Origin of the sequence: Pseudomonas lundensis (genome assembly GCF_015377145.2) — a bacterium.
Classification (GTDB): Bacteria; Pseudomonadota; Gammaproteobacteria; order Pseudomonadales; family Pseudomonadaceae; genus Aquipseudomonas; species Aquipseudomonas lundensis.
Map to the genome: position 1 here is coordinate 1,307,089 of NZ_CP062158.2, position 13,882 is coordinate 1,320,970.

Annotated in this window: 9 protein-coding genes and 3 pseudogenes; 11 read left to right on the forward strand and 1 reads right to left on the reverse strand. The window is 57.0% G+C overall.

Annotation, left to right across the window (positions count from 1 at the left end):
* Positions 1-51 precede the first annotated feature (51 nt).
* Complete coding sequence (locus IF654_RS06365) at positions 52-777, reverse strand: 4'-phosphopantetheinyl transferase family protein (protein ID WP_047281161.1); 726 nt, start codon at positions 775-777, stop codon at positions 52-54.
* A 143-nt stretch (positions 778-920) separates the two neighbouring features.
* Between IF654_RS06365 and IF654_RS06370 the strand changes: the two genes are divergently transcribed.
* From IF654_RS06370 to IF654_RS06420, 11 genes and pseudogenes are all read left to right on the forward strand, one after another.
* Positions 921-1,598 carry a response regulator gene (locus IF654_RS06370; protein WP_047274242.1) on the forward strand — a complete coding sequence of 226 codons (678 nt, stop codon included), beginning with the start codon at positions 921-923 and terminating at the stop codon, positions 1,596-1,598.
* On the forward strand, positions 1,595-2,941 hold the full coding sequence (locus IF654_RS06375; RefSeq protein ID WP_047274244.1) for an ATP-binding protein: 1,347 nt from the start codon (positions 1,595-1,597) through the stop codon (positions 2,939-2,941). The genes IF654_RS06370 and IF654_RS06375 overlap by 4 nt, the downstream gene beginning before the upstream one ends.
* Before the next feature lie 285 nt (positions 2,942-3,226).
* Complete coding sequence (locus IF654_RS06380; RefSeq protein WP_047274246.1) at positions 3,227-4,561, forward strand: dicarboxylate/amino acid:cation symporter; 1,335 nt, start codon at positions 3,227-3,229, stop codon at positions 4,559-4,561.
* 773 nt (positions 4,562-5,334) lie between these two features.
* A complete protein-coding gene (locus IF654_RS06385) occupies positions 5,335-5,853 on the forward strand; it encodes an Hcp family type VI secretion system effector (RefSeq protein ID WP_047274249.1) in 519 nt (172 codons plus the stop codon).
* A 125-nt stretch (positions 5,854-5,978) separates the two neighbouring features.
* On the forward strand, positions 5,979-6,131 hold the full coding sequence (locus IF654_RS06390) for a hypothetical protein (protein ID WP_194862654.1): 153 nt from the start codon (positions 5,979-5,981) through the stop codon (positions 6,129-6,131).
* Positions 6,128-10,792, forward strand: a complete 4,665-nt coding sequence (locus IF654_RS06395) for an RHS repeat-associated core domain-containing protein (protein WP_194862653.1) — start codon at positions 6,128-6,130, stop codon at positions 10,790-10,792. Before IF654_RS06390 ends, IF654_RS06395 begins: the two co-directional genes overlap by 4 nt.
* On the forward strand, positions 10,789-11,190 hold the full coding sequence (locus tag IF654_RS06400) for a hypothetical protein (protein ID WP_047296775.1): 402 nt from the start codon (positions 10,789-10,791) through the stop codon (positions 11,188-11,190). Before IF654_RS06395 ends, IF654_RS06400 begins: the two co-directional genes overlap by 4 nt.
* Before the next feature lie 92 nt (positions 11,191-11,282).
* Positions 11,283-11,529 (forward strand): annotated as a pseudogene (locus IF654_RS23235) (RHS domain-containing protein); the annotation flags it as partial.
* 296 nt (positions 11,530-11,825) lie between these two features.
* A complete protein-coding gene (locus IF654_RS06415) occupies positions 11,826-12,173 on the forward strand; it encodes a hypothetical protein (protein ID WP_047296774.1) in 348 nt (115 codons plus the stop codon).
* Positions 12,174-12,203: 30 nt separating this feature from the next.
* Positions 12,204-12,412: pseudogene (locus tag IF654_RS22845) on the forward strand (PAAR domain-containing protein); the annotation flags it as partial.
* A 33-nt stretch (positions 12,413-12,445) separates the two neighbouring features.
* A pseudogene (locus tag IF654_RS06420) lies at positions 12,446-13,882 on the forward strand (RHS repeat-associated core domain-containing protein); the annotation flags it as partial.

Below are 13,882 nucleotides of genomic sequence, written 5' to 3' on the forward strand. Positions count from 1 at the left end.
CGTTGCCCAATGATGAAGTGAGCCCTGAAGCGATGGCTTCAGGGCTTTTTATCAGGCAGCGATGGCCACCAGGCTCAAGAGCTGCCCTTCATGCACCGCAAACTGCCCTTCGATTTCCTTGCCGTGGTGCCACTCGGTCGACAGGTCGGTGAGCAGGCGCAGGCGCACGTGGCCGTCTTTCGACCAGCTCAGCACTTCGGCGTGTTCAAAGTAGAAGCGTTGACCTACGAGGGGGAACAACGCCTTGAACAGGCTTTCCTTGATTGAAAAGGTCAGGGTGACGACCAACGCCACATCCTCATCGCAGCCTTCGGCCATGCGCCGTTGCTCACCCGGCGTGAGGATTTCTTTGACCAGACGCCGGGCGCGCTCGTCGCTGAGGAGGTTTTCGAGGTCGATGCCCAGCCCTTGCCACTCACTTTTGAGCGCTACCACGGCGCCCGCCCGGCCGTTGCTGTGGGTGATGGCCCCCGCGATGTGGGCGGGCCATACGGGGGCGCGGTCTTCACCGATGGCGGGCGTGGCGCAGGTGCCATCCAAGTGCAGCAAGGCGGCGCGCGCGCACAGGCGTCCGGCCAGAAATTCGGCTTGGCGTTTGGCCACTGAGCGTTGAATACTGGCGGGCATTTCGATTGCGCTGCGGGCAAAGTCGTCAGCCAGCAAGTGCGCAGGCGTGAAGTCGGTACTGCGCCAAACGCTGCCCGGCAGCGGTTGAGGCAAAGGCCAGTCGGCACGCAACGGGGTGCAGCAGGCGGGCAAGGCAGGGAGTCGAGTCATGCCGCGCATTTTGCCGGGTCCGCGCCGCGCTGGGTAGTCGCTTGCGGCGGTTGGCTATCGTTCAGAGTGTGTTCAGGGCCGTAACGATACAGTGGCCACGTGTTTTACGCCTATGGAGGCGCGATCAGGCTTGGGAGAGCGCGATGAAACTGCTGGTGGTAGAAGACGAGGCGCTGTTGCGCCATCACTTGCAAACCCGCCTCAGGGAAGGGGGGCATGTGGTCGAGGCCGTGGCCAATGCTGAAGAAGCGCTGTACCAGGCCGGGCAGTTCAACTACGACCTGGCGATGATTGACTTGGGGCTGCCGGGGCTTGGCGGGCTTGAGCTCATTGGTGAGTTGCGCCAGCGTGGCAAGACGTTCCCGATCCTGATTCTGACCGCGCGCGGCAACTGGCAAGACAAGGTCGAAGGGCTGGCAGCGGGCGCTGACGACTATGTGGTCAAGCCGTTCCAGTTCGAAGAACTTGAAGCGCGTTTGAATGCCTTGTTGCGCCGCTCCAGCGGTTTTACCCAGCCCACCATCGTGGCTGGCGAACTGGTGCTCGACATCAATCGCAAGCAGGCGGTGCTGGAGGGTGAGCCGCTGGCGCTGACGGCCTATGAATACCGGATTCTGGAATACCTGATGCGTCATCACCAGCAGGTGGTGGCCAAGGACCGACTGATGGAACAGCTGTACCCGGATGACGAGGAACGTGATCCGAATGTGATCGAGGTGCTGGTCGGGCGCTTGCGACGCAAGTTGGAGGGGGCAAACGGCTTTAAGCCAATCGATACGGTGCGCGGCATGGGGTATTTGTTTACTGAGCGCTGCCGATGATTCGTTCGCTGCGCGTTCGACTGATGCTTGCGGCCACCTTGCTGGCCGTGCTGTTCATGCTGGCGCTGTTACCGGCCATGCAAGGGGCATTCAGTCTGGCGCTCAAGGGCGCCATCGAGCAGCGTTTGGCATCGGATGTAAACACCCTGATTTCCGCGGCACGGGTCGAAAAGAATCACCTGAAAATGCCGGTCCTGTTGCCGGATGAGCAATTCAACCTGCCGGACAGTCGCCTGCTCGGCTACATCTATGACCGCGAGGGCCATCTGGTTTGGCGCTCGCGGGCCACGCAAGAAGAATCCATCAACTACAAGCCGCGTTATGACGGGCGCGGTAACGAGTTCGCAAGTATTCGTGAGGACAGCGGCGAAGAGTTCTTCGTCTATGACGTGGAGGTCAAGCTGCTGGGCGGCAAAAGCGCGGCCTTCAGCTTCGTGGCGTTGCAGCCCATGCGCGAATACAACATGACCCTCGCCGGGCTGCGTGAAAATCTTTACCTGGGATTTGGCGCTGCATTGTGTGTGTTGCTGGCGCTGCTATGGATTGGATTGACGTGGGGGTTGCGTGCCTTGCGACGTTTAAGTCAGGAACTGGACCAGATCGAAACCGGCGAGCGCGACAGCCTCAGCGAACAGCACCCGCGTGAATTGCTGCGCTTGACCGGCTCCTTGAACCGCTTGCTGCAAAGCGAGCGAGAACAGCGCACCCGCTACCGTGACTCGCTGGATGACCTGGCCCACAGTCTGAAAACCCCGCTGGCGGTGTTGCAGGGCGTCAGCGAAAGCATGGCCCAGCGTCCGGAAGACCGCGAGCAGGCGTGGGTACTGCAAACCCAGATCGAACGCATGAACCAGCAAATCAGCTACCAGTTGCAACGCGCCAGCCTGCGCAAAAGTGGCCTGGTGCGCCATCAGGTCGAGCTGATCCCGGTGGTTGAAAGCCTGTGCAACACCCTGGAGAAGGTCTACCGCGACAAGCGGGTCAAGGTCAGTTTGGACATTGCGCCCCTCAGCCATGTGCCGATCGAGCAAAACGCGTTGCTGGAGCTGCTCGGCAACCTGCTCGAAAACGCCTACCGCCTGTGTTTGAGCCAGGTGCGCATCAGCCTGCATCGCACGGCGGCCGGGATTGACGTGTGCGTGGAAGACGACGGGCCCGGCGTGCCCGCCGATCAGCGAGCGCGCATTCTGCAACGTGGCGAACGTCTTGATCGCCAGCATCCGGGGCAGGGGATCGGCCTGGCGGTAGTCAAGGACATCATCGAAAGCTACGACGCGCAGCTGACCCTGGATGATTCCTCCCTGGGCGGCGCGGCATTCCGCATACGCTTCCCGCTGACGTGAAGCAGGCGGAAATCCGCCATTTCCTCCTGTCGTTCACAGTCAATGGGCGGAAACCCGCCAAAGTTGTCCTACAAAAATTGTCTGTAATTTCCTACAAGGCTAAGTGGCGTCGGGCTTTGGGCGTGTTTTGCCAACGTTGGCCCGTGGCTTGCAATAAGTGCGAGAGGTCTGCCGACAGAGCAGCTCGACACAACAAATCCCTCCAAGTACAGGAGGGTTCGCGCTTTAGGCGTTGCCGGTCTCAGATGGAATGATGGCCGAGTGATGCACTTGAGGAACTTTGCAATGACGACTCGTCAGCCACTGTACAAATCCCTGTATGTGCAAGTAATCGTAGCGATCACGATCGGCATTTTGCTGGGCCACTACTACCCGGAAACCGGTGTAGCGCTCAAACCCTTGGGTGATGGCTTTATCAAACTGATCAAGATGGTCATTGCCCCGATCATTTTCTGTACGGTGGTGAGCGGTATCGCCGGGATGCAGAGCATGAAATCGGTCGGCAAGACCGGCGGTTATGCACTGCTCTACTTCGAAATCGTATCGACCATTGCCCTGTTGATCGGTCTGGTCGTGGTTAACGTGGTGCAGCCTGGCGCCGGCATGCACATTGACGCCTCCACGCTGGATGCCTCCAAAGTCGCGGCCTATGTGACCGCTGGCGCAGACCAAAGCATCGTGGGCTTCATCCTCAACGTGATCCCGTCCACCATCGTCGGCGCCTTCGCCAACGGTGACATCCTGCAAGTGCTGATGTTCTCGGTGCTGTTCGGTTTTGCCCTGCATCGCCTGGGTGCCTACGGCAAGCCGATCCTGGACTTCATCGACCGCTTCGCCCACGTGATGTTCAACATCATCAACATGATCATGAAGCTTGCCCCGCTGGGCGCGCTGGGTGCCATGGCGTTCACCATCGGCGCCTACGGCGTGGGGTCGCTGGTGCAGTTGGGCCAACTGATGCTGTGCTTCTACATCACCTGCGTGCTGTTCGTGCTGGTGGTATTGGGCGGTATCGCGCGCGCTCATGGTTTCAGCGTGATCAAGCTGATTCGCTACATCCGTGAAGAGCTGCTGATCGTACTGGGCACGTCCTCGTCCGAGTCCGCGCTGCCACGCATGCTGGTGAAAATGGAACGTCTGGGCGCCAAGAAGTCGGTGGTTGGCCTGGTGATCCCGACCGGTTACTCGTTCAACCTCGACGGCACGTCGATCTACCTGACCATGGCTGCTGTGTTTATCGCGCAAGCCACCGACACGCACATGGACATCACGCACCAGATCACCCTGTTGCTGGTGCTGCTGCTGTCGTCCAAAGGCGCTGCGGGCGTGACCGGTAGCGGCTTTATCGTACTGGCCGCGACATTATCGGCGGTGGGCCATCTGCCGGTTGCCGGCCTGGCGCTGATTCTGGGTATCGACCGCTTCATGTCCGAAGCCCGCGCCCTGACCAACCTCGTAGGTAACGCGGTGGCCACTTTGGTGGTTGCCAAGTGGGTCAAAGAGCTGGACGAAGACAAACTGCAGGTTGAACTGGCCTCCGGCGGTCGCCCGCTGGAAGAAACCCGGCCGCAAGACGATCTGGGTGTGGCTGAAGGCCCGACGCCTTCGCTGATGAAGTAAACCGCAAGCGATTAAAAAACCCATCTTCGGATGGGTTTTTTTATGGTTGTCTGCAATGTGCAAAACCCCCACCTCAAGGTACTCGATACCTTTCTCAGCGTGTCCCTCCTGATCGTGTTTGGTCATCTTCACGTACGCGTGGTCCATCAGCGCCTGGATGCATTGCTGCGGGAAACTTAGCTGTTCGTACAGCCATGCCCGTCACAGCGCAGATGTCGTAAAGACCGAACGCGCGCCGTTCGCAATTGGTTCGCACGCATTGACCTCACCTCACCTCAGCTGATCTGAAGTTGTTGTTCCATGATGTCGCGAAGGCTGAGGTCCAGTGCTCTTTGCTTGATTTCTGCTCGCGTTTTCGCGCCTTAAGTTAACAACGCAGTAGTAAGGAATGGCGAGGGTAAAAACCTTTTAAAACAGGGCAAGTTTGCGCTCTGACAGACGTTCTAAATGGCCTCAAGCCCAACTTCAAAAAAACACCAACTGCGCAAGAAGTTGCGCACTCAAATGTGGATAACTGTGTGGATACATGGCCACGATCCATATAAACCGTGAGCTGTAGACGAGTGCGCAAGAAGTTGCACAGTACTGCGCAACTTCTTGCGCACTTTTTAAAGGTTTTTGTTTAAAAAATAACCAGTAAATTTCCTTACTTCGCGTAACGCCTTGTTTTTAAATGACTTGATAAAAGCTGGCACGAACTTTGGTTACTCCATTCAGCACTTGAGTGGCATTTGCGCCTTTCAAGTCCTCATTTTTGAGCAAGGAGAGCATCAATGGCGACGCCAGCTTACATGTCCATCACCGGCACCAAACAGGGTCTGATTACAGCCGGTGCATTCACCGCGGATTCGGTGGGCAACACGTATCAGGAAGGTCATGAAGATCAGGTCATGGTGCAGGGTTTTAGCCACGAAGTGATCATCCCTCGTGACCCGCAGTCGGGCCAACCGACCGGCCAGCGCGTTCACAAGCCGGTGAAGATCACCAAGGTGTTCGACAAGTCCTCGCCGCTGCTGCTGGCCGCACTGACCTCGGGCGAGCGCCTGACCGAAATCGAAATCCAGTGGTTCCGCACCTCGGCTGCCGGCACGCAAGAGCATTACTTCACCACCAAACTTGAAGACGCCATCATCGTCGACATCAAGGACTACATGCACAACTGCCAGGACCCGTCGAATTCGCACTTCACGCACCTGGAAGACGTGGAATTCACCTACCGAAAAATCACCTGGACCCACGAAGTGTCGGGCACTTCCGGTTCCGATGACTGGCGCTCGCCGGTGGCTGGCTAAGGCTGGCTGAGTGTTTCTGCGTACGGGCGCCTTGAGGGTCGGTGCGCAGGTTTAACCCCGGAATGATGGGTTTTCGTCGCCTCTTTTTTGCGACGCACGCCTGCAGCACTGCATGAGGAGTCAGGATGTTTTTACCGGCGGATCAGCCCCATTTCACGCTCACCCTTGCGGGTGCGGACGTTCAGGTCGTGGCCTTCAAGGGCCGCGAGGCCTTGAACAGGCCGTTTGTTTTTGATCTGGAGCTGGTCAGCCTGCTGACGGGTGAGAGGCTTTCATGACCCCTGGAAATGCCGTTGCTCACACCCGTGCGCCCCAAGTTGCCATTGTTCCGCTCAATGAAGTTCAGATCGAAGATGTCGGGCGCGACGTTTCCGCCATTGATGCCTGGCTGCAAGACATCAGCGGCGGGGCGGTTACCCTTGAACGACTGCAACACGTTGCAGGCTTGGTTCCGGTCGTTGGCAATGTCATGGCGCTTGCTGATGCCATTGGCGACATTGTGAGTCTGATTAAAAACGGTGGCAGCGACCCGCTCGACTGGGTCAGTCTGGGCATCAATCTGGTGTGTGTTGCCCCTTTTCCAGGCACCACCGCGGCGCGCGTGAGCTTGCGCTCAATCTTGTCTTTGGCCCGTAGTGAGCTTGCCCATACCGGCAAGATAGTGCTCGGCGATGCATTGATTGAAGTCATGGTTGGGCACCTGAATGCAACGATAGTGGGCCGGCTTGAACACTTTCTGACCATTGCCCAAAGCCAGCTACCGGATTTGCTGGAGCAGGCAGGGGGGGTGGGCGAAGAGCTTGTGTTGGACCTCGCCAAAGGAATGAGGGCGCTGGTAGACGGTGACATGGACGTGAAGGGGCGTCTTGCCAGCGCGCAGCAACACATCACGTCCATCAACACCGAGCAGCTCAAGCGCAACCCGTTTCACATCTTCACGAATGTCTATGGCGCTTTGCGGGATGTTCAGGTCGCTGCGGGCACCAGCGTGGCCAACTCGGCGGCCAAACTTCTGATGCCTGCTCAGGCCAAAAAGCGGGTGTACGAGCAGACTGAGCATTTGATAGCGATGGCGCCCGAGCTGCGCGTCCAGCTCAGAAAACTTAACGACCCAGCCCTTAAGGGATCCATCGGATCGCTTTTGGTCGTGCTCAACAAAGCTGTTCAGTTATGGCGTTCGCGCAACCCGCACGCACTGAGCAGTAGCATCAAAACGGGGACGACGAGCAAAGCCCGCTACACACAGGGAAAAGGTGAGCTGGAAGTCCGGAAAAAAGAGGTGCCTGCCCAAAATACGGCCAACCCGGTGAAAAATGGTCCATGCGTTGGGTCTTGTAACAGCATCCTTTTCTCTTTAGGGGCGGAAACGTTCAGCCACACCGACTTCAGCTTGCCCGGCCCGTTCCCGATTGACTGGACACGCACCTATTACTCACGCCTGAGTGCCTACGACCAAGGCGCCCTGGGCGCGCGCTGGATCACCGAATTCACCACCCGCTTTGACCTGCACGACAAGGGGCTGGTGTTCCACGATTCTGACGGCCGTGAGCATAAATACGCACTCAAACCCGTCGGCCAGGCGCACTACGACGCCATCGAAAACCTGACGCTGGTGCGCGTCACGGAAAACACCTTGTTGCTGTGCCGTGGCTTTGAGCGCAAGGAAAGCTACGTGCGCCACGGCGACTGCTTCCTGCTCGCGCAAATCGAACTGCGCAACGGCGCAGGCGTCATGCTGCACCACGAATACCGCCACGCTGACCAACCGGTATTGTCCGACCTCATCACCTACCAGGGCGACCTCGACAACGTCCATTTACACCTGGGCACGATGATGGACGAACACGGGCGCCTCACAGGCCTGTGGGAAATCCGCGACAGCGTGCCGGTGCGCCAACTGGCGGCTTATTACTACGATGCCCACGGCGACCTGATCAACGCCCAGGACGAAAACGGCGCAGCGTGGAGCTACCAATACCAGCACCACCTGATCACCCGCTACACCGACCGCACGAATCGCGGCATGAATCTGCAGTGGCAAGGCACCGGCCCGGACGCGAAAGCAGTCCGTGAATGGGCCGACGACGGCAGCTTCGACACGCGCCTGGAGTGGGACGAAAACATCCGTCTGACCTACGTCACCGACGCCCACGGCCACGAGACCTGGCACTACTACGACATCCTCGGCTACACCTACCGCATCCGCCATGCCGACGGGCGCTCGGAATGGCTGTTCCGTGACGACGCGAAAAACATCGTGCGCCACGTGCATCCCGACGGCAGCACCGACCGCTACGCCTACGACGATCGCAGCAACCTGCTCGAACATACCCGCGCCGACCACAGCGTCATGCACTACGCCTACGACGATCATGACCAACTGATCAAAATCAGCGACGCCGAAGGTGGCCTATGGCTGCGTGACTACGACGATCAGGGCAACCTGATCGAAGCCGTCGACCCGTTGGGCAACACAACCGAATACGCCTACACCGCAGCGGGCTTGCCGAGCGCCATCAAAGACGCCAACGGCAACGAAAAAGCCCTCGCTTACAACGATGCCGGGCAACTTATCGAGTACACCGACTGCTCCGGCAAAACCAGCGTTTGGGAGTACAACGACCTCGGCCAGATGGTCTGCTTCACCGATGCGGCGGGCAACAAAACCGAGTACGAATACAAGTCCGGGCAACTGATCCTGATCACCCACCCGGACAACACCGAAGAACGCTTCAGCCGCGACGCCGAAGGCCGACTGCTGGCCCACACCGATGGCCTCAACCGCTGCACCACCTGGAGCTACACCGCCGCCGGTTTGATCGACGAACGTATCGACGCCGCCGAACAGACCCTGCGCTACCGCTGGGACCGCCTCGGGCAACTGCTCGCGCTGGAAAACGAAAACCGGCAACAGGCGACCTTTCATTACGACCCGGTCGGCCGCTTACTCAAAGAGACCGGTTTTGACGGACGCAGCACCCTGTACGCGTACGACGAATCAACCGGGCGCCTGGCCAGCACCGTCGACGGCCAGCGCACCACCCAGGTCGAGTTCGACCCCACCGGCCGCCTCATCGAGCGCACCGCACGCCTGGGCGGCACCACCCAAACCGAAACCTTCGCCTACGACGGCAACGGCAATTTGGTCATGGCCAGCAACGCCGACAGCCGCCTGCAATGGTTCCACGACCCGGCGGGCAACCTGCTGCGCGAACACCAGCACTACCTGAGTTTGCAAACCCCGGTGGTCGCCGTGTGGCAGCACGAATACGACGTGCTCAACCAACGCATCGCTACCACCCGCCCGGACGGCCACACAGTCAGCTGGCTGACCTACGGCAGCGGCCACCTGCTGGGCCTGCGCCTCGACGAACACGAACTGATCGGCTACGAACGCGACGACCTGCACCGCGAAGTCGCCCGCCACCAGGGCAACCACCTGCTGCAGACCCAACAATGGGACCCGGCCGGGCGCCTGCAAGAACAACTGCTGGGCCGCAGCGACGACAAAACCACCCTGCTCAAACGCACCTATCAGTACGACGCGGCCAGCCAACTGACCGACATCCACGACAGCCGCCGTGGGCCGCTGTCCTACCGCTACGACCCGGTGGGCCGACTGCTCAACGCCACCAGCCGCCTGGGCGTTGAAACCTTCGCCTTCGACCCGGCCAGCAACCTGCTGGATGAAAAAAACCAACAGGTCCAACGTCCACTGGACCACGACCCCAAACGCAACACCCTGATGGACAACCTGCTGCGCGAATACGCCGGCAGCCACTACGACTACGACGAACGCGGCAACCAGATCCGCCGCTGGCACAACGGCCAGCAAAGCCGCCTGCACTGGGACCTGTTCGACCGTCTGGTGCGCTTTGAAAACAGCCAACTGCGCGTCGACTACGCCTACGACCCGCTGGGCCGTCGTCTCTACAAACACTCCAACGCCCACCACCTAAACCGAAGCGAAGCCGGCTCGCAGTGGAACCGCAACGAACAGGCCCGCAAACAGCGGGAACTGGGGTGCGGCTTCACCTTATTCGGCTGGGACGGCGACACCCTGGCCTGGGAAAGCAGCCCCGCGCAGGCCGACGGCGCGAGCGGCAAAACCGTCCACTACCTCTACGAACCCGGCACCTTCGTCCCCGTGGCCCAGGCCCTGCGCCACCAACCGATGCGCCTGCTGGCCCAACCGAGTTACACCGGCGCCTACGACATCGACCAAGACCCGCTGTGGACCTACGAAATCAAAGCCAACCCGATCGAGGTACTGGCCTGGTACCAGTGCGACCACCTCGGCACCCCGCAGGAACTGACTGACCACAACGGCCAAATGGCGTGGAGTGCGCACTGCAAAGCCTGGGGAGAAGTCAAAGAACAACGCTCGGACTGGGCACAACGCCAAGGCCTGACCAACCCGATCAGGTTTCAGGGGCAATACCACGATCACGAAACAGGGCTGCACTACAATCGGTATAGGTACTATGATCCACGGGTCGGACGCTTTATCAGCAAAGACCCGATCAGCTATGCGGGTGGGTTGAATCTTTATGTGTATGCGCCGAATCCCATAGAATGGACGGATCCGTTGGGGTTGACGAAGTTTCCTGTTGATGCAGGACGCAAACCAACGTCAGAGAAGCGCAATCAAAATTCTAAATGCCCATGTAGAAAAAAATGGGAAGTTAACCGCTATGATCGACTTTGTGAAGGACATGTTGGTGGTGTTGGCCAAGTGAAATATCAGCGAGATCCAGTGACTAAACAATGGTGGTCAGAGGATAAAACTGGTCACGGCGAGAGCGCATGGAAACTCTATGATAAAAACGGCGATTGGATTGCTGACGCTGACGTGTATGGTGACTATATGAGTAAGCACAAAAGCAACGTTGGGAAGATAATTAACTTTAAATCGCTTAAATGCAAGGACGCCAAATGATTTACTCTGCCGAAGAATTCGTAAAGCTACGAGAGAGCCCTATAAAAAGCGAGTACGACCGAGCAGCCATGGATGAAGCTGATATTTCTATTTGGCGAGATATAATTAAAAAATATCCGAATCACAGAAAATGGGTAGCTCATAACAAAACCGTTCCGATAGAAATTCTTGAAGAACTATGCAAATTCGATACCGGGGTACGTCAATTTGTAGCTTCCAAGCGAAAGCTGACTGTTGAGTTATTTGAAAAACTATCAAATGACCCAGATAGTACTGTGCGAATAGCAATTGCTGCCAATAAGAAAACACCAATTGGGATCATTAAGAAACTCTTGAATGACTTTGATTCCGATGTTGCTAGTAGCGCTGCCTACAATTACAAAAATAGAAGAAATTAGGATGTGCGCCATGAGCGAATTTGATAATTAGCCAGTTTACACAGGTGGTTAAAATATAGATAAAAAAACCGCCGTAGACCTTCCAAACCAAAGCGAACCCGATCGATGTACTGGCCTGGTACCAGTGCGATCACCTCGGCACCCCGCAAGAACTGACCGATCACAATGGCCAAATGGCCTGGAGTGCGCAGTACAAAGCCTGGAGTGAAGTAAAAAAAACAGCGCTCGGAATGGGCACGGCGCGAATGCCTGACCAACCCGATCAGCTATGCGGGTGGGTTGAATCTGTATGTGTATTCGCCTAATCCGGTGGAATGGGTTGATCCGCTGGGGTTGGCGCGTATTTATAAAGATGCCCCGTACCATGGACCAGCTGATAACGCAGTAAAGAGCCGGGCACCTTCAAATGGGCAGGCGGCTTTAGACAATTCTGTTCAAGTTAAAGAAACCTCTCCTAGAAGAGTAGGAGTAGATACGGCAAAGAATGAATTAGTGGTTCTTGATAAGACCCAGACACTACCGAACGGGGATGAGGAATTTCATGGGCATGTACGGTGTTGGTGCGACCTTCATAGTGACCAGCAAAATGCGCTCAGAAAATCCAAAAAAACAACTACCAAAGGAAAAATCAAAAAATGAATATTCCGAATAAACTCTCTTTAACAGAGCTGGAGAGCTTATTGAAATCCGACAATGAGCAGGAGCTTATAGAGGCTCTCATGTACGCTGTATTTAATATTGATGAACCTAGGTGGATCCAGGAAAAATGCCATGAATTAATATATTCAGACAAGAGTTTGAATATAAAGGGGCTTGCAATTACCTGTTTAGGACATGTTGCCAGAATACATGGAACAATTGATAAAAATATCACAATCCCTTTATTGATAAAGCTTAGTAAAGACCATAATTTATCCGGGCGAGCAAGCGATGCCCTAGATGATATTGAGCAGTTCGTAAAAAATAAAGACATCATCCGCTAAGGCGAAGAGAGCACCCACGGTGGCGTCGTTCTGGAAGCTTTTTCCCAGACCGACCTAAACGGCAAGCCCATTGCCGGGTCGGCCACAAAGCCAGTTGCCCATTGTGCAAGGGAATCTTCCCGATTACCGAGGGCAGCGCTACTTACGCAGTTGACGGGATTGTCGTTGCCCTCGACGAGATGAAAATCGCGTGCGGCGCCGCGCTGATTACCAGTGGCCCGAAAAGTGCCGTAAGCAGTTGTACGGCAAAACTGTTCTTTAAAAAATCAACTCAAAACAACCTCCTCAGACGCGACTATAAATACGATGCCGCAGGCCAACTGACCCACATCCACGACAGCCGCCGTGGGCCGCTGTCCTACCGCTACGACCCGGTTGGCCGACTGCTCAACGCCACCAGCCGCCTGGGCGTCGAAACCTTCGCCTTCGACCCGGCGAGCAACCTGCTGGACGAGAAAACCCAGCAAATACAACGACCGCTGGAGCAAAACCCCAAGCGCAACAAACTGATGGACAACCTGCTGCGCGAATACGCCGGCACTCACTACGAATACGACGAACGAGGCAACCAGATCCAGCGCCTGCACAACGGCCAGCTCAGCCGTATGCACTGGGACTTGTTCGACCGGTTGGTGCGCTTTGAAAACAACCAACTGAGCGTCGACTACGCCTACGACCCGCTGGGAAGACGTCTCTACAAACACTCCAACGCCCACCACCTAAACCGAAGCGAAGCCGGCTCGCAGTGGAACCGTAACGAACAGGCGCGCAAACAGCGCGAACTGGGGTGCGGCTTCACGTTATTCGGCTGGGACGGCGACACCCTCGCTTGGGAAAGCAGCCCCGCCCAAGCCGATGGCGCCAGTGGCAAAACCGTCCACTACCTCTACGAACCCGGCACCTTCGTCCCCGTGGCCCAGGCCCTGCGCCACCAACCGATGCGCCTGCTGGCCCAACCGAGTTACACCGGTGCCTACGACATCGACCAAGACCCGCTATGGACCCACACCCCGCAAGCGCTACCGATTGACGTACTGGCCTGGTACCAGTGCGACCACTTGGGCACGCCACAAGAACTCACCGACCCCACCGGCCAAATCGCCTGGAGCGCTCAGTACAAAGCATGGGGCGAAGTCATAGAACAACGCTCGGACTGGGCGCGGCAGAAAGGCCTGACCAACCCGATCAGGTTTCAGGGGCAATACCACGATCATGAAACAGGGCTGCACTACAATCGGTATAGGTACTATGATCCACGGGTCGGACGCTTTATCAGCAAAGACCCGATCAGCTATGCGGGTGGGCTGAATCTATATGCGTATGCGCCTAATCCGGTGGGGTGGGTTGATGCGTTGGGGTTGGCGCGAATCAAAAACGCAGTTGAGGGGGATCGTCGCCATCAAGAATTTAATGCAAGGATAAGGGAGAAGTACCCTGACGCGACAATCCAATGTGAGTGTTATCTACGTGACGCATCTGGGAAGTCTGTTAAGGATCCTATTTCAGAAGAAAGGCGTCGTGTTGATACAGTCGTTATCGAGGATGGTAAGGCGCAGACCTTTGAGGTGACCAGTCCGACCGCCGATAAAACGAAACAAATAGAGAAGGAAATCAATATTCACACAGAGGGAGGGGTATTTATACGTGATAGAACAACTCGAGATTTAATTCCAGTGAATGGCGTTTCTGAAATCGTGAGGATACCTTGA